The sequence below is a fragment of the Pseudomonas kilonensis genome (assembly GCF_001269885.1).
Taxonomy (GTDB): Bacteria; Pseudomonadota; Gammaproteobacteria; order Pseudomonadales; family Pseudomonadaceae; genus Aquipseudomonas; species Aquipseudomonas kilonensis.
In genome coordinates this window covers 38,463-62,733 of record NZ_LHVH01000008.1, presented here as the reverse complement: position 1 = coordinate 62,733, position 24,271 = coordinate 38,463, and the positions used below count along the sequence as shown (strand labels likewise).

Here is a 24,271-nt window from a genome sequence, read left to right as displayed (position 1 = left end):
TGATGTAAAAAGACCCCGGTCCATTGGCCGGGGTCTTTTTTTGCCTGTCGTTCACAATGCAGGCAAGAACATCAGCTCAGCAGCACCGTAGAGAATTCCTGCAAGGCCAGTTGCGCCGCAGTCGCCGGCCGGCCCTGATGGGTGCGAACGGCACCGTTGGCATTGGCCACCAACGGTTCGCTGCGCAAGCGCGTCATGAACCCGCGCGCACGTATCGATACCGGATCAGAGCCCTGCTTCGCCCTCGCCAGTACCGGTATGTAATAGCGCTCGACTTGTCCGCGGGAGGTCTTGAACACCGAAGTGACCCCATTGCGCAGATCCAGTGACACGCCATAGGTATTGCCGAGGCAGGAAGAATACGACCAGTGATCCCAGGTCGGTCGCAGCCCGTGTTGCCTCAGCACTGTCCTGACCGGCTCGCCGATGTCGGCCCCCGTCAGCCAGTCCCCACCCACCAGCGTGGCACGAATATCCTTGGGCGATCCCCCCAGGCGCCGCGTCACATCGCGAACACTGCGCTCGATCAGCGTGCGGATGTTGTGATCGAAATGAATGACCGCCCCCATCTTGGTGGCAGGGTTGTACAACGAAGCGATCACGCACGTTTGCGCATTCAGCGAGAACAGATAATTGTCCGCCGCCTCGCTGAACCTCGCCACCACGGCTTCGCCCTGCAACGCCCCCCTGGTCACGTCCGGGAAGACATGCCCGGGAAACGCCTCCCGCAGCTCCCCCACTCGCCCGAGGTTACGCACATGGTCATTGCCGCCTCTCAAGCCAACCTTGTTATGGGTCCATTTGCCATTCGCCAGCCTGCGGATGGGCAGCTTGTACAACGCCCCGGGACGCCTGGCATCCACCAGGCATAACCCGCCGAAGTAGGGATCCTCCATCACCTGGTAGTACCGGCCCTTGCTCCGGATGTAGTGAGCGCCTCGCGGTTGCGTTGCGCTGGGTGGGCTGCGATAGGTGCCAAAAAAAATCCCCTCCTCGGTCACCGGCTGCAAGTGCTCCGGTGTTCTGCTGACCGCCTGCTGCGGCTTCAGGCGTATGGGTGGAATCACCGGCCCAGCCTCTTTGGCGATGCCCGATGTCGCGCGCCTCAAGCGTTGAGCGGACAACGACAGCGGTTTCACCGCAAGCTTCAGGTTCCTGGCCGCGCGTCCTAGCAGCGTGGCCATGCTTGCGGCACCGAGCGTGGCGAACAGCGTCCCCCAGGTCGCGGCCAGCCAGTGGCCAAGCGCGCCTTCCGTGTCGCCCTGCCCATGCGCCTCGACCGCCTGCCCGGCACTGACCGCCACCAAGCCAATGTCCAGCAACAAGGCAAACGGGGGATAGACCATGCACACAGGAGCCGCCGCGAAGATCAGGCCCTTGAACACCTGATCCCTGATCATTTCGGCACGACTTGTGGTGATGTCCTCCACATCGGTGACAGCGCGCTCGATGCAGGCATCGAATTCAGCGCTGATGTCCACGACCCGATTGAATTCGCGCACTGTATCGACGCGCGTGCTCCCGCTCGCCAAAGCCACCAGCGAACGTCCTGCAGCGGCACGCGCGCTCAGTGCGACCCGCTCCAGTAGGTAATGATGCAGTTGCGCGGCGATGCTCCCGGAGAAATCCAGGTACTTGCGAAACAGGATCCCGTCCGGGGCGTCGGGTGTGTACAACCAGTAAAAAACCTTAGGGTCGAAGTAGGTGAAAACGTAGACCCCTTGTACGACATGACCGCCGACGGTCAACTTGATCACGCCTTCGCGCGTCACGGCAGCGCCGGGGTGCGTGGCGCTGTTCACTGGCCTCCCATCGCTCAGCAGCGTGACTTGCCGGGTGAGCCACTGGAATTCGTCGGTGTTCAACATCGACTTGCCATGGGCCACACGCAGGTCGCGATCCATTCGGGCCAACAGCATGTAGCGATATGCCTCGCGGCGTTTCGAATACTCAGGGTCCTTGGCATCGAGAAAGCTGGCGCGGATGTGCTTGGCATATCGTTCCCCCAGGTAAGCCACGCGGATGTATGACGCCAGTTCCGCGCTGCGAACCTGCTTCAAGTCCTGCCCGACAGAAGAACGCACCCCTTTTGCAGGGTCGTCGATATCCGAGTTGTGCTCGTATCCAAAAATGGCAAGGTCCAAGAGGTTGGCGGTTTTTTTCTCGGCTGCCAGCCCTGGGCTGTAGTCAATGAGGACCGTAGCCGGATCGACCGCTTCAAGCACCCCCTTGCTACGCAGGTAAGGCGCAATCGAATGGGCGAAGGTGCGCTTGGCAAAGTCGATGAAGACTTCATAGTCGACCAGTTGGTCATCGAACACCTGCCGCTGAACCAGAAACTCCTGGTTCAAGCCGCTGATGTTGCGCCGGGACTCAAGCGGCAACGCCGAGTACCAGCGAGGCGACTCGTTCAGTTCCACTTGCGTCAGGTTATTGGCCAGGCCGGTCAAGACCGTGTTCTGAAGACCGGCCCTGAAACCGCTGACCGCCCCCCTGAGGTCTTTGCCCAGGTCCCACGAGGCTGGTTTTTCCGCCACGCCGGCAAAGTATTCCCGGGCTTGCCCATGATCGGTCGCAGAGAGTTGCTGCAGCAGATACTCGCGACCGGCTTCGTTTTGGGTCCAGGCACCGACCTCCCCGCTCAGCGCCCGAAGCGAGGTCAATTCGACCCATTCCTGGCCATCGGGCTTGCCGGGGGCATACAGCAGCAAGCCGCTGACGTCGTCGCCCAGGTCTTCGCGGTAGAACAGAAGAAGATCGGCACACTTCAGGCCATTGGGAAGCACAAGGCCGGCGATACGCCACACGCTGGCGGCTGGCGTCGCGACGTCACTCTCCCATTGGGCACGGAGAGCGTCATTGCCGGTCGCCGACAACTGGCCCGCACAACGCGCGATAAACGCACTGTGCTGCAGGCGCGCCAAAAACCAATCGAGCATGGCCTCTTTCAGGTCTGCCCGCTCATATCGGTCGGCCAGTGCTTGCAGGTACCCGGCAGGCGCATCGACGTTCGCCAACAATCGGCCAATGAAGGCTGGCGAAAGGGACTGGTTACGCAGCATGCCGCCATTTTCCACCAGGAACACCGACACCGCGTCCGGCCGTACCGGGCCTGCCGCCACCAGCTCACTCAGGCTGTAGGTGTGCACCGGCTGCCCCATCACCGTTCGCCACCGTAACTGCACGCGAATGCTGTCGGGTTCGACCCGCATGTCCAATTCATCCCTGACATAGTCCCTGGCCAATTGCCGAGCGAAGGTCCGCAGCGAAACCAGGTCATCGACCAGTTCATCGACTTGTATCTGCGCCAGCGCGGCCTGGTTTTCAAGCGCCCGCAGCCGTTCACGATCCGGATTGCTCAAACCCCGCAGCCAATGCGGCAATTGCAATCGCGCGAGCGCTCCAAGATCCCGCCGCTCACGGGTTGTTGCCAACGCGGTCAAGCGACTCGTCTGGCGCCAGGCGTCCTGGAGCTCTTCGATCTGTTCTCGCAATTCATCGACGTCCAGGCCGGCCAGATGGTCAGGCTGAAAAAGCCCGTCGACCGCTACCCCATGCTCATCAAGTTTTTTCCTGACCAACGCTTCGAGCGAGGCGTCCTGCGACGCCATTCGCCAATGCCGTCGCAGATAGTCCTTGTAGTGACTGACAAACCTCAGCGCCGCACTTTCCACCGCCTGGGCAACGCACTCACGACGCTCGGGGGCGAACCCCAGGTCTACTCCCTCGGGCCAACGGTAGGGCAAATCCTGCTCTTCGTCATAAACCACAGGCGCCTGGTCGATCATGCGCTGCAACACCGTGTCGAGCAGGGTGTCGATGAAGTGTGGATCAATGTTGCCTTGGTGATAATGGGTGCGCAGCTCGACCAGCAGGTACTCTTCCAGCACCTCCAGCAAGCTCATCTGGGTTTGCAGTCGCGCGTCGATAGCCACTTGCCAACGCGTCAATTTCTCCAGGGTCACGTGTGCAGTCGCCGCCTGCGGGGAAGAAACCAGCCCCGTGCGCGCCATGTTGCTGTGCCGTTCGGCAGTGATGTCCATACACATTCCTCCCTGCTGTGTGGACCTGCACCTTATCCGCCCGGCGATACGCCCATGGCATACATATATATATCGAAACACCCACCCGGACGGCACGAGACTCGCTTATCCACTTTGCCCGCGACCTGGCGTACACTGCGCGCCTTTGCAGCCCAGCGCTGCCCCCTGTAGATTTTTTTCAAAGGTGCCCGCCATGCCTTGGCTGCAAGTACGTCTGGCCATCAGCCCGGAACAAGCCGAAACCTACGAAGACGCTTTTCTTGAAGTAGGCGCTGTATCGGTAACCTTCATGGACGCCGAAGACCAGCCGATCTTCGAGCCGGAGCTCAACACCACCCCGCTGTGGTCCCACACCCACCTGCTGGCCCTGTTCGAAGGCGGCACCGAGGCGGCCAGCGTACTGGCCCATCTCGAGTTGCTGACCGGCAGCCCGCTGCCCGAGCATCACAGCGAAGTGATCGAGGACCAGGACTGGGAACGCAGCTGGATGGACAATTTCCAGCCGATGCGTTTCGGCCAGCGCCTGTGGATCGTCCCAAGCTGGCATGCCGCGCCAGAACCGGAGGCGGTCAACCTGCTGCTGGACCCGGGCCTGGCGTTCGGCACCGGCACCCACCCGACCACCGCACTGTGTCTGGAATGGCTCGACGGCCAGGACCTGAAGGGCTGCAACGTGCTCGACTTCGGCTGCGGCTCGGGGATCCTGGCGATTGCCGCGCTCCTGCTGGGCGCCCGGGAAGCCGTCGGCACCGACATCGACGTCCAGGCCCTGGAAGCCTCCCGCGACAACGCCGGGCGCAACAACATTGCCGAAGCCCTGTTCCCGCTGTACTTGCCGCAGGACTTGCCACAGGTCCAGGCCGACGTGCTGGTGGCCAACATCCTTGCCGGCCCGCTGGTGTCCCTGGCGCCGCAACTGTCGAGCCTGGTCAAGCCGGGCGGACGCCTGGCGCTGTCGGGCATCCTCGCCGAACAAGGTGAAGAAGTCGCCGCCGCTTATGCCGCGGACTTTGACCTGGACCCGATCGCCAATCGCGATGGCTGGGTGCGCATCACCGGACGTCGGCGCTAGAATGACCGCCTGTATCCACCGGATTGCCGCATGACTGACAGCTTCGTCACCCAGTGCCCGCATTGCCACACCCGTTTTCGCGTCAGCCATGCTCAATTGAGCGTGGCCCGCGGGGTGGTTCGTTGCGGCTCGTGCCTGCAGGTGTTCAATGCCGCACGACAGTTGCTGGAACAACGCACGGCCAAGCAAGCGGTGCCTCCCGTCGCGCCGCCCTCCAAGCCCGCCGCCGAAGCCCCGCCCCGGGCGATCAGCCAGAAACAATGGAGCGCCGCCGAGCTGGATCTGGATGACCTGGACAAGGAACTGGCGCGCCTGGAGCGGCGCGACAATCGCGCGCCGGGAAACACCGGCCGGCGCCGGGAAGACAACCTGAGCGCGCAACGCGACTCGCTCTCTGGCGAACAGCACGCCTGGGACGACAGCCTGTACAGCGAAACCCTGAGCGAACGCGCCGAAACCGTCCTCGATACCCCCTTCGAACCGTTCGAACCCCACGAACCGGTGCGGCCACCGCGTACCGAGCCGTCCCTGTCCCTGGCCCTCGAACCGCTGGAACCGGACGACGAACCGGTCGCCCCGCTCCACCTGGCGCCGGACGACGAGCCCGAGGAACACCTCGAACGCCTGTCCGCCACCGATGACCACGACCACGACGATGAGCCCGAGCGACCGCTGCCGCTGCGCAAGTCACGGGAACGCCAGGAGCCGGGAATACGCGCCGAAGCCCTCCACGACCTGGACGACGATCCGCTGCAACTGGACTGGCGCAAACGCCGCTCGCCCTGGGGCCGACGCATGTTATGGGGCCTGCTGATATTGCTCGCTGCCGCGGCCTTGGGCGGCCAGTACATCGCCTACCATTTCGAGGAACTGGCCCGTCAGGACCAGTACCGGCCATGGTTCCTGCAAATCTGCCCGACCATCGGCTGCGACGTACCGTCCAAGGTCGACATCGCCAAGATCAAGAGCAGCAACCTGGTGGTGCGCAGCCATCCGGAGTTCAGCGGTGCCCTGGTGGTGGACGCGATCATCTACAACCGTGCGCCCTTCTCCCAGCCTTTTCCGCTGCTGGAACTGCGCTTTGCCGACCTCAACGGACACCTGATCGCCAGCCGCCGCTTCAAGCCCGGGGAGTACCTGGGTGGCGATCTCCAGGACCGCGGCGAAATGCCGCCCCAGACGCCCATCCACATCGCACTGGATATCCTGGACCCTGGGCCCAAGGCGGTGAACTACAGCCTGAGCTTCCACTCCCCCGAATGAAACCGGCCAGGGTCGGCCGATTGACGGCAGCTTTCTGACTGACCCCACCCAGACCAAACCGCTGGCGATAACAAAATAGCTGTTCAGATTTTATCCAATTCGATCTTTATCCAGTCATCGAGAGCGGGTATCATGCCAACCCTTTTTCGAAGTCTCATGATCCGGCCCCACTTCAGGGAAGTCCTATGTCGGCGGTACGCATCGGCCCATATACATTGCAGAACGGCCTGGTTCTCGCCCCTATGGCGGGCGTCACCGACCAGCCCTTTCGTCAGCTGTGCAAGCGCTTGGGCGCAGGATTGGTGGTTTCGGAAATGGTCACCAGCGACATGAGTTTGTGGAACACCCGCAAATCGCGTCTGCGCATGATCCACGAAGGCGATCCCGAGCCCCGCTCGGTACAGATCGCCGGTGGCGACGCACAGATGCTGGCGGAGGCGGCCCGGGCGAACGTCGAGCTGGGGGCGCAGATCATCGACATCAACATGGGCTGCCCGGCAAAGAAGGTCTGCAACAAGGCCGCAGGCTCGGCACTGTTGAAAGATGAAGCGCTGGTCACCGAGATCCTGCAGGCGGTCGTCGCCGCGGTCGATGTGCCGGTGACCCTGAAGATCCGCACCGGGTGGGACCGGGAGAACAAGAATGGCCTGGTGGTGGCGAAGATCGCCGAACAGGCGGGCATCACGGCGTTGGCGGTCCATGGCCGCACCCGTGCCGACCTGTACACCGGCGAAGCCGAGTACGACACCATCGCCGCGATCAAGCATGCAGTGTCGATTCCGGTCTTTGCCAACGGCGACATCGATTCGCCCGAGAAGGCCCGGTACGTGCTCGACGCGACCGGTGCCGATGGCCTGTTGATCGGCCGGGCCGCCCAGGGGCGGCCATGGATTTTTCGTGAGATCGAACACTTCCTGCGCACCGGCGAAAAGCTCGCTGCGCCGCAGTTGTCCGAGGTGGAACGTATTCTGCTAGAGCATCTGGCCGCGCTACATGCCTTCTACGGAGAAGTCATGGGTGTACGCATTGCTCGCAAGCATGTGGGCTGGTATCTCGCAACCCTGCCGGGCGCCAGGGAGTTTCGCGCCCGTTTCAATCGTTTGGATGGTACACAAGCACAATGCGCCGACGTTCAGGCGTTCTTCGCTGAGCGTTACAAGAGCCTGACAGGGGACGAAGGGGTGGCCGCATGACGATGATGACCGAGACTTTAGTGAGTGGAACAACACCCGTGAGCGACAACGTGAATTTGAAACAGCACCTCAATACGCCCAGCGAAGAAGGCCAGACCCTTCGCGGGAGTGTCGAGAAGGCGCTGCACAATTATTTCGCCCACCTTGAGGGCGCTGCCGTCACGGATGTGTACAACCTGGTGCTTTCCGAAGTCGAGGCGCCGCTGCTCGAAAGCGTGATGAACTACGTCAAGGGTAACCAGACCAAGGCCAGTGAGCTGCTGGGCCTGAACCGCGGCACCCTGCGCAAGAAACTCAAGCAGTACGATCTGCTGTAAGCATTCAATCAAACCAGAAAGGCGCCCGCGTAAAAAACGGTCGCCTTTTTTGCTGACTTCCCTTGCTTTTGATGGAAATTGAAATGACCGACCAGACCACCCGCCTGCCGATCCGCCGCGCCTTGATCAGCGTCTCCGACAAGACCGGGATCCTCGAATTCGCCCGCGAGCTGCAACAGCTGGGCGTCGAGATTCTCTCCACCGGCGGGACCTTCAAGCTGCTGCAGGACAACGGCGTTGCCGCAGTGGAAGTCGCGGACTACACCGGTTTTGCAGAAATGATGGACGGTCGGGTCAAGACCCTGCACCCGAAAATCCACGGCGGGATCCTGGGTCGTCGCGGCATCGACGACGCCATCATGAACGAACACGGCATCAAGCCGATCGACCTGGTAGCGGTCAACCTCTACCCGTTCGAAGCCACCATCAACAAGCCCGGCTGCGACCTGCCGACTGCCATCGAGAACATCGACATCGGCGGCCCGACCATGGTCCGCTCGGCGGCCAAGAACCACAAAGACGTAGCCATCGTGGTCAACGCCAGCGACTACGCCAGCGTGCTGGACAACCTCAAGGCCGGTGGCCTGACCTACGCCCAGCGTTTCGACCTGATGCTCAAGGCCTTCGAACACACCGCCGCCTACGACGGCATGATCGCCAACTACATGGGCACCGTGAACCAGGCTGCTGAAACCCTGTCGACCGAAGGCCGCAGCGAATTCCCGCGCACCTTCAACACCCAGTTCGTCAAGGCCCAGGAAATGCGCTACGGCGAGAACCCGCACCAGAGCGCGGCGTTCTACGTGGAAGCCAAGCCTGCCGAAGTCGGCATTGCCACCGCCACCCAGCTGCAAGGCAAGGAACTGTCGTTCAACAACGTGGCCGACACCGACGCCGCGCTGGAATGCGTGAAGAGCTTCGTCAAGCCTGCCTGCGTGATCGTCAAGCACGCCAACCCGTGCGGCGTGGCGGTGAGCCCGGACGCCGAGGGCGGCATCCGCCAGGCCTACGAACTGGCCTACGCCACCGACACCGAGTCGGCTTTCGGCGGCATCATCGCCTTCAACCGTGAGCTGGACGCCGAGACCGCCAAGGCCATCGTCGAGCGTCAGTTCGTCGAAGTGATCATCGCCCCGTCGGTCACCGAAGAAGCCCGCGCCATCGTTGCCGCCAAGGCCAACGTCCGCCTGCTGGCCTGCGGCCAATGGTCGGCCGACCGTGTGCCGGCCTGGGACTACAAGCGCGTCAACGGCGGCCTGCTGGTCCAGAGCCGCGACATCGGCATGATCGGCAGCGAAGACCTGAAAGTGGTGACCAAGCGCGCCCCGAGCGAGCAGGAAATCAACGACCTGATCTTCGCCTGGAAAGTCGCCAAGTACGTCAAGTCCAACGCCATCGTCTACGCCAAGAACCGCCAGACCATCGGTGTCGGCGCTGGCCAGATGAGCCGCGTGAACTCGGCCCGCATCGCCGCCATCAAGGCTGAACACGCCGGTTTGCAGGTACAAGGCGCGGTCATGGCTTCCGATGCGTTCTTCCCGTTCCGCGACGGCATCGACAACGCGGCCAAGGTCGGCATCACCGCCGTGATCCAGCCGGGTGGTTCGATGCGTGACAACGAAGTGATCGCCGCAGCCGATGAAGCCGGCATCGCCATGGTCTTTACTGGCATGCGCCACTTCCGTCACTGATACACCGACTCACTGTGGGAGCTGGGTGGGTGTGGGAGCAAGGCTCTGTGGGAGCAAGGCTTGCCCGCGATGCAGGCAACTCGGTCCATCAGGCAAACCGAGGTGATGCTATCGCGGGCAAGCCTTGCTCCCACACAAGACCAGCTCCCACACAAGCTCGCTCCCACAGAAAAGCATCTCTGCGATGCTCAACAGAATCAGCGTCATCCGAGGTTTTTGAAATGAATGTTTTGATCATTGGCAGCGGTGGCCGCGAACACGCCCTGGCCTGGAAAGTGGCTCAGGATCCACGCGTGCAGAAGGTTTTCGTGGCACCGGGCAATGCCGGCACCGCCATCGAAGCCAAATGCGAAAACGTCGCCATCGACGTGCTGGCCCTGGAACAACTGGCCGACTTCGCCGAGAAGAACGTCTCGCTGACCATCGTCGGCCCGGAAGTGCCGCTGGTCGCCGGTGTGGTCGATCTGTTCCGCGCCCGTGGCCTGGACTGCTTCGGCCCGACTGCCGGTGCCGCGCAGTTGGAAGGTTCGAAAGCGTTCACCAAGGATTTCCTGGCGCGTCACAAGATCCCGACCGCCGACTACCAGAACTTCACCGAAATCGAACCGGCCCTGGCGTACCTGCGCGAGAAAGGCGCACCGATCGTGATCAAGGCCGACGGCCTCGCTGCCGGTAAAGGCGTGATCGTTGCCATGACCCTGGCCGAAGCCGAAGACGCCGTGCGCGACATGCTCGCCGGCAATGCCTTCGGTGACGCCGGTTCCCGCGTGGTGATCGAAGAGTTCCTCGACGGCGAGGAAGCCAGTTTCATCGTCATGGTCGATGGCAAGAACGTCCTGCCAATGGCCACCAGCCAGGACCACAAGCGTGTCGGCGACGGCGACAGCGGCCCGAACACCGGCGGCATGGGTGCCTACTCCCCAGCCCCGGTGGTAACCGCCCAAGTACACCAACGCGTCATGGACCTAGTGATCTGGCCGACCGTGCGCGGCATGGCCGAAGAAGGCAATGTCTACACCGGTTTCCTCTATGCTGGCCTGATGATCGACAAGGCTGGTAACCCAAAAGTCATCGAATTCAACTGCCGTTTCGGCGATCCTGAGACCCAGCCGGTGATGCTGCGCCTGCAATCGAGCCTGGTCCTGCTGGTCGAGGCCGCGCTGGCCCAGGCACTGGACAAGGTCGAAGCCCAGTGGGATCCGCGCCCAAGCGTCGGTGTCGTACTGGCAGCTGGCGGTTACCCGGGCGACTACGCCAAGGGTAGCGCGATCCAGGGCCTGGACGCCGCAGCCCGCCTGGAAGGCAAGGTCTTCCATGCAGGCACGGCGTTGAAGGATGGGCAAGTGGTCACCGCCGGCGGTCGTGTGCTTTGCGCCACCGCCATGGGCGCCAGTGTCGACGAAGCTCAGCAGCAGGCCTACAAGCTTGCCGCCGAGATCGACTGGGAAGGTTGCTTCTACCGCAAGGACATTGGCTACCGTGCCATTGCCCGCGAGCGTGGCGAAAATCTGGAATAACCCAGCCATTCAGCCAGGCAAGGGTCTGCGGCCCTTGCCTGACTGTTCCGGCGCCGCGCATAGTTATAATCTGGCATCAACCTACGAAGGGATTTCGCCGTGCGCTGGCTCAGGATTGCCATAGGCCTTACCGTCACCCTGCTGACGCTGCTCTGCATGCTCCCGGCCCAGGCCGCGCCAGGCAGTGGCTGGGCGGTATTGCTCGACGAACAGGGCGACCTGACGCTGAGCGACATCCGTTCCGCCCGCTACACCAATCAATTCAGCCCCATCGACCTGGACCGCCTCAAGGCCGCCGAGCCCGGCGGGGCATTGTGGTTGCGTTTCCGCCTGGCCCCCGACCGGCATGAACAGATCCTGCGCATCTTCGCGCCCGACCTGTCACGCCTGAACCTCTATGTGCTGGACGGCGACGCCCTGGTTGACCAACAAGTCAGCGGCAATGCCACGCCGCACACCGAACCGGCGGTACCGAGCAGCGATTTCATGCTGCCCCTGCCACGCAGCGACAAATCGCTGGACGTCTACCTGCGACTGTCCTCGCGCCATGAACTGCGCCCCTACATCACCTTGCAGTCGGCCGTCGTGGCCGCGGCCGATCAGAACCAGACGCTGATCTATGGGTTGCTGTTCGGCTGCATCGCCATGCTGATCCTGCACAACCTCACCCGCTATGCCTACACCCGCTCACGCAGTTGCCTGTGGCTGGCAGCCTGTGAAGGGCTGCTGATGCTCAGCCTCGCACTGTTGCTGAACCTGGCCGGGCCCTGGCTGCCCAACTGGCCTGCCGTCCAGACACCCGGGGCCTACCTGGCTTTGTTGCTGACCGCGCCCTGCGGCCTGATGTTCGCCTACCGTTTCTTCGCGCCCCTGGGACCGCACCCGTTGAACCGGCTGCTGCTGGGGGACATCGTGTTCGTCATGCTGTGCAGCCTGTTGCTGTTGTTCGTCAATACGCTGCCACTCAATATCATGACTTATGCCCTGGTGGCCCTGGCCGGCCTGAGCATGTTGTTCGTCAGCGCCTGGCACTGGCAAAAGGGCTACCGCCCGGCCCGGTTGTTCGTCGCGGCCATGGTGGTCTTCAACCTGGGCACGCTGATCATCCTTCCAGCCCTGCAAGGGCTCACGGAAGTTCCTCCCCAGGGTTTGATCATCACCCTGCTGGCCTTCATCTGCATCAGCGGCCTGTTGATGAGTGTCGCCCTGGGCGAACGCCAGCGCTCGATCAACGAAAGCCGGTTCAGCATCAGCCGCGACCTGGCGGCGAGCAATGCCGAGATCAATGCCAAGGCCGAGTTCCTGGCCAAGATCAGCCACGAGATCCGCACCCCGATGAACGGCGTGCTGGGCATGACCGAGCTGCTGCTGGGTACGCCGTTGTCGGTCAAGCAACGCGACTACGTGCAGACGATCCACAGCGCCGGCAATGAACTGCTGACCCTGATCAACGAGATCCTCGACATCTCCCGGCTCGAATCCGGGCAGATCGAACTGGACGACGTGCAGTTCGACCTCAATGCACTGATCGAGGATTGCCTGAGTATCTTCCGGGCCAAGGCCGAACAGCAGAATGTCGAGCTGATCAGTTTCATCCAGCCCCAGGTGCCGCGAGTGATCAGCGGTGACCCGACGCGGCTGCGCCAGGCGCTGCTGAGCCTGTTGGAAAACGCCCTGAAGAAGACCGACGAGGGCGAAGTGCTGATCGTCGTCGCCCTCGACGAGCGCAGCAATCAGCCGCGCCTGCGCATCGCCGTGCAGGACAGCGGGACGCCGATGGACGCCGAAGAGCGCGACACACTGATGCACGCCGAGCTGCACAGCAAGAATTTCCTCTCGGCCACGCGCCTGGGCGGCAACCTGGGCCTGGTCATCGCCCGTCAGTTGATCGTGCTGATGCACGGGGAATTCGGCATCAAAAGCGGCAGCAACCAGGGCAGTACCCTGTGGCTGACCCTGCCGCTGGACCCGGATCGCCTCGAACATCCGACTTCCGACCTCGATGGCCCGCTGCAAGGGGCGCGGGTATTGATCGTCGACGACAACGACACCTGCCGCAAAGTACTGGTGCAACAGTGCAGCGCGTGGGGCCTGAACGTCAGTGCGGTGCCATCGGGCAAGGAAGCCCTGGCGCTGCTGCGCACCAAGGCGCACCTGCGCGATTATTTCGACGTGGTGTTGCTGGACCAGAACATGCCAGGCATGACCGGCATGCAACTGGCGGCCAAGATCAAGGAAGACCCGAGCCTGAACCACGACATCCTGTTGATCATGCTCACCGGTATCAGCAATGCGCCGAGCAAGATCGTGGCACGCAACAGCGGGGTCAAGCGCATCCTCGCCAAACCGGTGGCCGGCTATACCCTCAAGACCACCCTGGCGGACGAGCTGAACCAGCGCAACCGGGGCCAGGCGACGAATGTGCAGGTGAACGCCGGCCCTCCCCTCCCGGTGAAGGTGCCGAGCGATTTCCGCATCCTGGTGGCCGAGGACAACAGCATTTCCACCAAGGTCATCCGCGGCATGCTCGGCAAGCTCAACCTGCAACCCGACACTGCCAGCAACGGCGAAGAAGCCCTCAAGGCCATGAAGGAGCAGCGCTACGACCTGGTCCTGATGGACTGCGAGATGCCGATCCTCGACGGGTTTTCCGCCACCCAGCAATTGCGCGCCTGGGAAATGGGCAACCAGCGGACCCGCACTCCCGTGGTGGCGCTCACTGCGCACATCCTGGCCGAGCACAAGGAACGCGCCCGCCAGGCCGGGATGGACGGCCACATGGCCAAGCCGGTGGAGCTGTCGCAGTTGCGTGAGCTGATCGAACACTGGGTGGCCCAGCGCGATCAGCAAAAACCGACTGCATCGACTTATTGAACCGAGCCAAGCCTGCGGGAGAGCACGCCTCAGAGTTCCAGGGCGCTGAGGTAGGCGGATGTTTGGGACATCACCGAACGTTTTACCTTTTCCCTGAAGGTGGCGTAGTACAGCGTATTGAAGTTGATGACGGTCATTTGCTCGACGCTGTTGCGCACCCAGTCGCCGCGCTCGATGAACAAGAATCGAGACGTCTGTCGACGCAGCTGGAACTGGCAGTGATAGACACCCATTTCAATTCGATGGGTGCCGTTCGGCACACAGGGAATCATCTGGAAAATGCCCGTGTCGCGCGACAGGCTGGTTGATTCGAACAGCTCGAACGCTTTGGGATTGCTCTCCAATGCCACCAACGCGCCACTGGCCGGGGCGTGAAAAGCTTCGCCAAGACGAGCCTCGATATGTTGTGTCGCTCCCACCCCCATCGGACCTTCAATGGCCGGCAGTGTCTGCGGGCGCGGTACGTCCCAGCCCAGGAATCTGAGCTGATTGCAGTAATAGTCGAACCAGTGACCAGACAACCCGTCGCGATAGGCCGCCCAGGTGGCCCGTTGCGCATACATCGTGCTCAAGTACACATCTTCCCGATGGGAATCAGGTAGACCGGCGGCGAACGAAACGACACTGCCGCCAACGACTGCGGCAGATGGAATCGGCCCCCTCATCTGCAGACCTCTTCGGCAGGAAGAGCATCTGAATCATCGATCGCCTTGGTGATATCGGCAATGTTGTCGCCGACGAAAGCCGCAACCTTACGGGCGATAACATCACGGGCAGGCGCGAACAATGTTTCGCTCAGTTGCATGCGGACGTAACGCGCTGACACACAACCGTCAATATCCTTGCCATCAAAGCCTTGCCGCCAAGGGTTGGCATCGATTGATTTCCCTGTGTTGAACTGCAAACAGATACCGGTCATCGAAACTGGGCTGTGCGCCACGATCACCAACAAGCGCACGGGGCTGGACGATGAAGGGCTCTGCGGCGGATCAGGTTCGTTGTGTTTTTGCATATGCTTGCGCAGGATACTCAGCGCTGGCAGCGAGCCGGGTAACGCTGCGACACGGTCCAACACCGCCATGATCTGCTGTTGCTGATCCGGACGATCGTCCAAGGGTATTGCTGCAACCCACTCCAATGGCGAGCTGGTCCCTTCTTGTTTCGGTAGCAGGTCCTTTCGCCGCTTGGCACCTGATATCCAGGCGACTCTCAGGACGTCCATATAACTACCGTACCAATCAGCGTTTGGTATGCGTTGCAGATTTTTGTTAGCCACCAATTGCGCGAGCAAGACCGAGTTCATCAGGTCGTCAACTGCTGCGTCCCGCACAATGGAGGGAACTAAAACAATCGCCGCCGCGTTAACAAAAACCGAATATGCCTTGTCCATGCTTTTATTCCTCTTGAAAAAAAGCAACCGACCCTCCGGCTGCCTTATTGAAATGAAGCTTAGATTTCGTATTCTTCGATCTTGCTTACGGCATGATTACCCAACCTGCCAATAATGATGCCCCGGGTGCGCTCGACAATACTCGGCACTTTCCTGAAAACCGATTCACCTTTATACAACTTCACTTCGCGACTGCTCCAATCTGCAAACAAGACCTGGGTCGCGCTGTTGCGCCGGATAAAGCGCACGGTGCCAAGCAACATGCTGACTTCACCATCAATCTCGACGCAGGTACCGGCCGCCATTCCGCCCACCCCATGTTCCAGCAGGTTTCGCTCAAAAAGAGTCAGCGTCTTTTCTTTCTTCTGCAAGGCAGTAATCGCACTGTCAGCGACCTTCAACAGCAACGCCGACGCCGCGCTTCCAAGGGCAATACCCGACACTACGGACGCGAGGATGTCCAACACCAGTTTGTCCATCCGCACGGTGTTACCGGCAATGCTCAGGTCATCATAGAACCGCTGGGTAGCGACCCAACCGGCGTTCGTCATGACTTCAACAAACTTGTAGTACCACTCTCGTCCTTGGGATTCGAGAGGGTATTGCCTGTTGGCGACCAGGGAAGCAAAGAGAAAAGCATGCTGCGCGTCCTCTTGATGCTGGGGAGAAAGACCACCGGCGAACGCCAGGATGCCTTCACCGACAACCGATCCCTTCGCAGGGGGCTCGATATCACCCGAATACAACGAGCGGGGACTGACATCGGGATAAATATCATAACTTTCCAGACGCGCCACACAGGCGGCCACACTGCTATCACACACTTCAAAACTCATAAGTTACTCCTTAAGTTATAAAGCAAGTCACTCCATGACCTGCGACCCCACACTAACCAACTCAGTCAGGCACAACAACACCTGACTTGTAACTTCAAAATAAAAGTCAACCCAGCAACATTAATAAAACAAAGTCAAAACAACCCTTCGAATAAAAAACGTCCCGCCATTACATCCAATCAAATGCCGACAGTCGATTCAGAGGCTGATAGACTCCAGCGATGTCTTTCGCAATGAGTCTGAACCATGCTCCACGTGCTATTCAGCGTGTACCTCAAGATGCTGGTGCTCTATAGCCCCTTCTTCGTGCTGTCGTGTTTTATCGGGCTGACTCGCGGCTATTCGCGCAAGGAACAACGCCGCCTGGCCTGGAAGGTCGCGACGGCGACGCTGGTCTCCAGCGTGTTGCTGTATTTGTTCGGACGGGTGATTTTCAGCGTGTTCGGCATCACCGTGGATGCCTTCCGTATCGGCGCCGGCAGTGTGCTGTTCATTTCGGCACTGGGCATGGCCCAAGGCAAGTCGGCCGTGCAGACCGACAACGTGCAGCAGGACGTGACCATCGTCCCACTGACCATTCCGTTGACCGTCGGCCCCGGCACCATCGGCGCCCTGCTGGTGATGGGTGTGAGCCAGCCGCACTGGGACGACAAACTCATGGCCATCATCAGCATCGCCCTGGCGAGCTTCACCGTCGGTGTCGTGCTCTACCTGTCCAGCCGTATCGAACGAATCCTCGGCGACCAGGGCTTGCAGATCGTCAGCCGCCTGATGGGGCTGTTTGTCTGCGCCTTGGCGGCGCAGATCATTTTTACCGGGGTGAGGGGCTACCTGGTCCCCTGAAGGGGGACCGCCTAGCCTTCGACCGGCGCTGGCGCCTGCAGCTCTTTCAGGGTTGCACTGCCGACCCCTCCCAGGTCCCGTAACCGTGCCACGAACGTCGACACCGGGCGGGCCTGCGCAGCGTTGAAGCCCAGGCATATTTCACCGCGCAAGTCCGGATCGGCGGAACACACATCACGCAAGATCAGGCAGTGTTCACTGTCCGGATCGACAATGACCAGATGCGCCTGGACAATCTCGAACACGAGTTTTCCAGGCTCATCGAATGCCCAGATCAATGTGCTTGCCGTGGCGGGTGGCTCACCCAGGGCATGTCGACAGTCGACAATGACCGAGTCCAGTTTCAGCCACTCCGTCTTCGTCAAATGACACGTCACTGCGCCTTGGCCCAAGCGCAGGATCAACGTATTGACCTCATCGGGAATCAGCGGCAAGAGATCGCGGCCGACCTTCGCCCCTTCGACGACCAGCACCTGGGCGTTGCGCTGGACATAATCGAACGGCCCGATGCTGCGCTTGTCCGGATAGATGAGCACCCGCCCATCCTGATGCTTGTGCAGCAGCACGTTGACCTGAGCCTGAGTGCCGAGCAGGGTAAAGTTCCTGGGCAGGTTTTGGCCGGTCACCCGCAGCAGCCGGGCACTTTGCACGTCATACCATTGCAGGCTTCCAGGCTCGGATTCCACCGACACGAACTCCGTATGCTGCGCTTGCTCCAGCAGGCGCTGGAGGGCTTCGACCAGACGTTCGCCCTGGGCGCTCACCCAGTCGTGGTTGACCCCGGTGATGGTCCCCGCTTCCTGATAACGCAGCGCCAGCGACACGCCGTCCACGCGGGTCCCGCGCAAGCCGCTGCCCTCAAGCGTGACCTCGGCAAACCGCCAGCTCGCCCACTCCCGTTGATACGCCGGCAGGCTGTCGCCCGGCAACAATTGCGAGCCAGTGCCGAATGCCTGGTCAAGCCGCTGCGGGTCGAAGAATGCCTGGTTCAATACTTCACCGCTCGACCGATCGAACAACCAGACCGACTGGTTATCGGGCGTCACGCCAAGCAAGCGAACTTCCTTGTCGAGTCCCGGATCGCACAACAACAATCGGCTGTTCACGTACCAGGCACACAGGTTGCCGTCACCGGCAACGTTGCGCAGACCGGCAATGGCAAAATCCTTGCCCGGGTAGCGCTTGGCCAACGGCTCGAGCGCCTGCCACCACCGGGCACGCCCCTTGAGCCACTGTTCGCTCACGCCAGCAAATTGCAACGTCTCTTGCGCGCCCAGGTTGAAAAACAGCCCGTTTTCATCGAGCGCCACATACCCCCCGTCGACGGCCAGGATCTGCTTGAGCCCCTCAGGCTGCACCCATTGCTGGGTCCACAGCGCCCTACCGTCGTACACGCTGCGCTGCAGTCGGCAGAGCGTCTGGTTGGAGGTCACTCGCTGGTAAACGAAGAACACATCGCTGTCGTCGGCCATCGGCAATAGCATCACCCCGTCCAGGTTCTTGATCGAGTCATCCCAGCCACGGGGATGAGAACTGGCGGGTTGCGCAAGGATCAGCCGTCGATCGCTGCTGCGTACCCACGCCAGGTCTCGGGAGTCGGGCGCAATCGTCCAGCAGATCGAAACGTACGAAGCCGGTTGCCAATCGACGGTCGTCGCCCCGTTATTCGAAGGCCCGGGGGGCAGCCGCAGAACGTCGCCCAGTACGGACGACCACTCGGGCAGGGTATCGGTGGTCAGCAGCAGCGCCTGCAGTTGTGGCGCAGTGTCGTAAGTGACGGAACTCAACAGCAATTGCCCGTCATGAATCAGGTAGCGGTATTGCCGGACGGTTTGATCATTGAGGCGGTATTCCTGCACCACATGAATCACCCCCTGCGCATCCGCTTCCAGGCTGCGAATGGTGCTTTGCCCCTCCTGGAGCAGTAACAGGTAGCGACACTTGAGCAAACCCGTCGCGCAATCCGTCTGCCAGATCTGGAACCCGTCGGGATCGTAGAAATACGCAGACGTGCCCATGACGACCGACAGCTGCGGCTCGCCGAGCACAGCCATGTCGTCGCGGATATAGAGAAAGCGGTCTTCGCCCCCGTCATACCAGGCCGTGGTGTAGCGCAGTTGCCGGGGATCCTCGAACGGGATCAGATAGTGATGGATCGGCGTATAGGGCAGCGCCAATCGATGCTCGCGCGCCAGGGCCGTGTAGTGGTCAAGCAGCGCCTGCTCATCGAGCCCCTCGGGCGCCGTCTGCTCGATCAGATCCAGTTGGCGCTTGTCCCCGGTGACGCTGAACAATTGATCAGCGGTACGGATCAGCACTTCCTGCCGGCCGCCGGAACGCGTGACATGGACGGAGCCGATGTACAGTTCGCCGGAAGACTCGACACGGATATCACTCTCATTGGCCCAGGTTGCCTGCAACACCCAGCGGCAATACGTCTGGTTCGGTGCAACAAGGCTGATATCGACCCCGGGATTGAGCGTCACGGTACAGCGCGCACCCGCGCCCCTGAGCCGATAGGACAACTTTCCGTGCCAGGCGTCTGGCAGCACGGGAATCACCAGTGTCCGCTCCAGCGCATCCAGGTTCACCCGGATGACCGTTTCGCCATACACCGGACTCAGGCGATTGAGAATGTAGTCGGACGGAAACGAATAGAACGAGAACAAGAACAGCCAGGTGCCGTCCGCTTGCCTCTTCTCCAGCCGCCGGGCCGTGTCGAAGCCGCGATCATGGCGCCAGCGAGCAAAGGGCAGCGCCTTGTATTCATAGCCGTAAGTGGTTTGCGGCGTGCAGGGCAGCACGATGGGTTGTCCGGCCGGCGGGACGAATCCGATCCGTCCGGGCAGCCCCAATTCTTGACGGATGTCGATCGCCCGCGCCTCATCGGGATCGAAGCCCGGCACACCAAAATGATCATGCAGGGGATACAGCTTCGGACTGTCGAGCTGCAATGTCCCCTCCGCCAGGTCGATGCTTCTGACGATCATTGAAGGCCGTGCCACCCACGCGGCCAGCGTGTGATCGTAGTGGTAGCCGTCACCACGATAGACCTGTTCCAGCTCATCGAAAAACTGACCGACGTCCCGCGCCTGCTGCGCGATGCTGGCAAACCCCTGGGCCAGGGCGGCCACCCCGACGGCCACCCCACCCAGAATCACACCCGCACCGCCAAGCACCGCTGCGGCGGTCGATGCCCCGGCCAACCCCGCCCCGACGCCGCCCGCCGTCAAGGCCAGGCTGGCAGAGTCGAATGTCAGCTGGGTACCGAATTGCGCTTTTTCGATGCCGGTTTGCGCGGTCTTCAACTGATAGATATCAAAGCCGACATTGGCCAGCCCCAACACCGCGCCGACGCCCTCGTTGGCCGCATGCCCCAGCGCCTGACCAACGACCGGCGCACACGTGCCGGCAATGAGCCGTTCTTCCGCCAGGGCGGTGCGAGCCAACTGCACCAGCCCCGCCACATCCACGACATTGCCGTGCACCAACTGCGCGTAGTTGACGTAGGCATGCAAGCGCACGGCAGTGGTCAACGTTCGGTCATCCCCTTCCCGCCCGCGCAAGGCGTTCATCAAGGCCTGGATGGTGAAGCCTGCATTGAGGGTATGGACACTGCCGGCCTCGGTCGGATCCAGGACGCCACCGGTCTGCACAGGTTGGCGGGCCAGGGTCGAGAACTGTTCCGACAACCAGTTCTTGATCCGCAGCAGGCGATGATCGTCACTGAGCACGCGGACCTGCTGTTGCGGTTGCGCGGGATCGATCAAGCTCACTCGGTATTGGCCTTCGGGCGTGATCTCCAGCGTTTCGAACAAGGGCACCAGCGGCGTCGGCGAGTCATGCAGCGCCTGCAAACCGACCGTTGCCTGGGCGATCTGCTGTCCCCACCAATGGCTGTCCAACGCCAGCAAACTGCTGCCCAGGTGCGAATTGTCGACCAGGGATTTTCCATAGGCCCTGTTCAAGCGCTGGCGAATCTCAAGCGCCGGTTTTCCTGGCAAGGGATCGGGCTTGAGCAGGCGTTCCACCGTGAAACCGTCAGACAGTTCCAAGGCCGAGATCTTTGCGCTGTGCAGGTCGATCAGATCGAATTGCGGTCGAGTTTCAGAACCATAGGCGGCGTAATAGCGGGCCATGCCCTCGGTCTGGAAAAAGTGTTCCAGCGCACGTTGCAGCCCGTCCACATGGTCGAATTTGCACAGGCCAAAGTTGGGGTCGAAAAAATGATAGCTGGCGCGTTCTCCGCTGGCGGTCTTGGCCACCAGCATCGAATGGTTGTCCGAGTTGAGCATCAGCGTACGGGGCGCGACGTGTCTTTCGAGTGCGGCAGTGATCTGGTCCAGGCTCGCCTGACCAAGCCGCGTACCCACCTCGCCCAGCGACACGTCCCGCAGAGCTTCCAGGCTTTGCACAAAGGCCTGGGAGTCGGCTTGTCCGGGTTCGAGTACTGCCAGGAAGAAGCGCTCGCGCAAGTGCCCGGAGGCGACGTCGCCCTGGGCAAGCGCTGCACTCATCACCAACGCCAAGGGATAGCAGCGCCCACCAATCGCCTCGCCATCGCCGTTGAGCAGCAAATCCTGGGGGACCATTTGCACACCGGTGTGGCCGAATCCGTCCAGCACCTGCCCGGAGCGTTCGACCACTTGGAGGCGATGCTCAAGGGTTGCCACCTTCTGGATCCGTGCGACATGACGCCCCCACTGGAACAGCGTCCGCGCCTGTTTCAAAGCGGTTTTCTTCAGCGCCAACGCGCTGTCGGACGGCAGCGGCACATCCACCAAATCGCTCGCCAGGCCGCTCATGAACCCTGGCGCCTTGCGCTTGAACAATTGCCGCTCGATGACCGCGTAACGGCCGGCCACAGCCTGTTCGGCAACGCTGTTGGCCAGGTTCTCCAGCGCGCTGGTAGCCGCGTTGAAATGCGGGTTATCCAGAGTCTCCAAGCCGAGCAACACGCCCAGCGACAACCTTTGCACAGGGCTGGCCTCAATGACGCGCCGCAAGCCGCTGGCAATCTCGCCCAGTACGTCGTCGATCCCCAGGCTTTGCATCTTTGCGTCGCTCAGGAACACCGGAACCAGTGCATCGGCAGGCTGCTGCCGGATACGCTGGCGATCATCGAAACTCAACGGCAGCAGCTTGTCGAAGCGAATCTCACCATCGTGTCCCCGGCTCATCGCCTCGATGAACGGCTCACCGAGCCCCTCGACCAATCGCTCCAGGAGATCGGTCAGCAGCACGGCGCGGCCTTCGATCAGCGGCCAGCCCTGTTGGAACTCAACGGTCGAATGCTTGAGCAACTGGGCGATGTCGCCGCTGTAGCGCGTGCGATACTGACCTTCACGCCAGCGTGCCTGCTCGTCGGTGACCCATTTTTCGGGTTGGTTGCCATTTTCTTTCCAGGAGTGATCCTGCTCCTCTTCTGTGGCGCCGTTCACCGTCAGGTGAGGGGCTATGCCTGCCTCCTTGTGCAAGGTGCTGGCAACTTCCGCGCTCAAGTGTGTGTTCGCGTAGTCGGCCATGCCGTCGCGCATGGCGCCGGGGCCCGTCAGATGGACGGTTCCTTCGCTCTCGAAGCGAATGCCGTCGCCGAAGTGGGTCGCTACGCCCGATATTCGCGCGATCGCCCTGAGCACTTCGCCCATCGGCAGGCGGCTCAGCGGTCCATTGGTTGTTTCGAAGACTTCTTCCACCAGAGCCAACATCCCAGCAACGTCGCTCAATGTCACATCGCGTTGGGCGGCCAGTTGGACCGACGCTTCAATCAACTCGTGATTGGCGCGCAGACGATCGATCACGCTTTCAAGCATCTCAGCGCCCGGATGGGCCATCAGGAAAGCATTGGATAACGACATTTCCATGCTCAAGGCCCGCAGCGCGAAAGGTCGGGCCAACCGCTCCGTCGGCAATGCGAAGACCTCGCTCACGCTTGGCCGGCCTTGCGCGAACGCTTGCAGTGCCGGCAGATGCTCGGCAGGAATATGTACCCGATAACGGGAGGAGGCCTGGCGACCCGGCATCCATCCGGGGTTCTCGTTCAGCAGCAATTGCAGGGTGCCCAGGCGGGCATCATCGCTAAACCCGCTGATGTCGACGCCGCCCAGGGTTGTCGATAACGGTGGAAGGTGGTCGATGTCGGTATAACTGCCACCTTCGGCAAACAGGACTTCAGCGCGCACCACATCCGAGGCTGCCGCCATATTGCCGAGCAAGCGCATCTGCCGGTCATAGACCTCCTGCAATTGCAGCGAAACTGCGCCGGCGGCAAGATCGCGCAACTTGAAGCCGTCCATGTCCAGGACACTGCGCCGATTGCGTTCCAATTGTTGGCGCAGCACTTGCGTATCCTGACCGTAGGCGCGGGTCAGTAAATCGATCCGGGCCTCATCGGCGGATCCGCCATTCGTCACCGCGGTATTAATATGGGCCTGCATCTGTTGTTTCAGAACCAGGGCATGTTCGTTGTACAGGGCACCCAACTCGATTTCACTAATACGCACATCTACGTCGTGTAAAAAAACATTGGCCTTGGCGGCTTCAACAATAAGCTTATTGGTTTGCCAGGCCAGTAGCGCATCGCTGTCATACCAAAGATTCAAGGTATAACCCTGCCGGGCCAACACCTGTCGCCATACATTGAGGTAATCGCGCTGAATGTCGCCAAGGCCACCGCCGAGCCAGACGAAGTGCAACGTCCTGGGCACCTCCGCGGGCAACTTTTTCATCTGCTCGGCACTGAACTGAAGGCGCGCTTCATGCTGTTCGACTTTGTCGTATATCTGCGCAAGATCAATCCCCGCCCTGGCAGGGCCAGAGATATGTGTCTCCTGGCTGCGCTTGACCCTGCGCGTGCCCACCAGCTTGGCGAGCGTCTGCTTCAAGAGCCCCAGTGGCTCGAGCAGCCTGTGGGAATCCGGCATGCCGACACAGGCAAAGTAATAACGGATGACCGCGTCGTAGTGCTCATTGTTCTTGTAGGGCAACAGTGCCCGTTCGAGGTCGGCCAGTTTGAAAAGGCTGATGAAGCCGAGCGCACTGTCGCCTGTCTTGATGTTTGCTTCCTGCATAAAAAGACACTCCTTGACCTGTTCCATTAAAAAACAGGCCTATAACAACGCCGCCGCCAGCACGTGTTCTGGCGAGCTATTGATTCAATTTAATATTTTGCAACCTGGCGACATCTAAAACGTTTGCCAAGCACTGACAAGCGCACACCGACAACTTATCAG

Annotated in this window: 13 protein-coding genes; 8 read left to right on the top strand and 5 right to left on the bottom strand. The window is 61.3% G+C overall.

Annotated features, from left to right (window positions below; translation table 11 throughout):
• Positions 1–71: 71 nt before the first annotated feature.
• On the bottom strand, positions 72–4,043 hold the full coding sequence (locus AD662_RS29480) for a dermonecrotic toxin domain-containing protein (protein WP_053185433.1): 3,972 nt from the start codon (positions 4,041–4,043) through the stop codon (positions 72–74).
• Positions 4,044–4,236: 193 nt separating this feature from the next.
• On the opposite strand from AD662_RS29480, the gene prmA reads away from it, so the two are divergent.
• The 7 genes from prmA (at position 4,237) to AD662_RS03280 (ending at position 13,970) form a co-directional block, all read left to right on the top strand.
• Entirely contained in the window at positions 4,237–5,115 is an 879-nt protein-coding gene (gene prmA, locus AD662_RS03310) for a 50S ribosomal protein L11 methyltransferase (RefSeq protein ID WP_018605709.1), read from the top strand.
• Positions 5,116–5,145: 30 nt separating this feature from the next.
• A complete protein-coding gene (locus tag AD662_RS03305) occupies positions 5,146–6,378 on the top strand; it encodes a DUF3426 domain-containing protein (RefSeq protein WP_053177937.1) in 1,233 nt (410 codons plus the stop codon).
• A 185-nt stretch (positions 6,379–6,563) separates the two neighbouring features.
• A complete protein-coding gene (gene dusB / locus AD662_RS03300) occupies positions 6,564–7,571 on the top strand; it encodes a tRNA dihydrouridine synthase DusB (protein WP_053185430.1) in 1,008 nt (335 codons plus the stop codon).
• Complete coding sequence (gene fis / locus AD662_RS03295) at positions 7,568–7,888, top strand: DNA-binding transcriptional regulator Fis (RefSeq protein WP_003186237.1); 321 nt, start codon at positions 7,568–7,570, stop codon at positions 7,886–7,888. Before dusB ends, fis begins: the two co-directional genes overlap by 4 nt.
• 83 nt (positions 7,889–7,971) lie before the next feature.
• On the top strand, positions 7,972–9,579 hold the full coding sequence (gene purH / locus AD662_RS03290) for a bifunctional phosphoribosylaminoimidazolecarboxamide formyltransferase/IMP cyclohydrolase (protein ID WP_053177935.1): 1,608 nt from the start codon (positions 7,972–7,974) through the stop codon (positions 9,577–9,579).
• Positions 9,580–9,800: 221 nt separating this feature from the next.
• On the top strand, positions 9,801–11,096 hold the full coding sequence (gene purD / locus AD662_RS03285; RefSeq protein WP_003197406.1) for a phosphoribosylamine--glycine ligase: 1,296 nt from the start codon (positions 9,801–9,803) through the stop codon (positions 11,094–11,096).
• A 99-nt stretch (positions 11,097–11,195) separates the two neighbouring features.
• Positions 11,196–13,970 carry a hybrid sensor histidine kinase/response regulator gene (locus AD662_RS03280; protein WP_018605691.1) on the top strand — a complete coding sequence of 925 codons (2,775 nt, stop codon included), beginning with the start codon at positions 11,196–11,198 and terminating at the stop codon, positions 13,968–13,970.
• Between the two features lie 29 nt (positions 13,971–13,999).
• Here AD662_RS03280 and AD662_RS03275 read toward each other — a convergent pair whose 3' ends face one another.
• The 3 genes from AD662_RS03275 to AD662_RS03265 are packed head-to-tail and all read right to left on the bottom strand — an operon-like array spanning position 14,000 to position 16,196.
• Entirely contained in the window at positions 14,000–14,635 is a 636-nt protein-coding gene (locus AD662_RS03275; RefSeq protein WP_053185427.1) for a hypothetical protein, read from the bottom strand.
• Positions 14,632–15,360, bottom strand: a complete 729-nt coding sequence (locus tag AD662_RS03270; RefSeq protein WP_053185424.1) for a hypothetical protein — start codon at positions 15,358–15,360, stop codon at positions 14,632–14,634. The genes AD662_RS03275 and AD662_RS03270 overlap by 4 nt, the downstream gene beginning before the upstream one ends.
• A 59-nt stretch (positions 15,361–15,419) precedes the next feature.
• On the bottom strand, positions 15,420–16,196 hold the full coding sequence (locus tag AD662_RS03265) for a hypothetical protein (protein WP_053177932.1): 777 nt from the start codon (positions 16,194–16,196) through the stop codon (positions 15,420–15,422).
• A gap of 246 nt (positions 16,197–16,442) precedes the next feature.
• On the opposite strand from AD662_RS03265, the gene AD662_RS03260 reads away from it, so the two are divergent.
• The gene (locus AD662_RS03260; RefSeq protein WP_014336378.1) at positions 16,443–17,039 is read left to right on the top strand and encodes a MarC family protein; all 597 of its coding nucleotides are present in this window, start codon (positions 16,443–16,445) and stop codon (positions 17,037–17,039) included.
• An 11-nt stretch (positions 17,040–17,050) separates the two neighbouring features.
• On the opposite strand, the gene AD662_RS03255 is transcribed toward AD662_RS03260, so the two are convergent.
• On the bottom strand, positions 17,051–24,109 hold the full coding sequence (locus AD662_RS03255; RefSeq protein ID WP_053185421.1) for a TcdA/TcdB pore-forming domain-containing protein: 7,059 nt from the start codon (positions 24,107–24,109) through the stop codon (positions 17,051–17,053).
• Between the last annotated feature and the right edge of the window lie 162 nt (positions 24,110–24,271).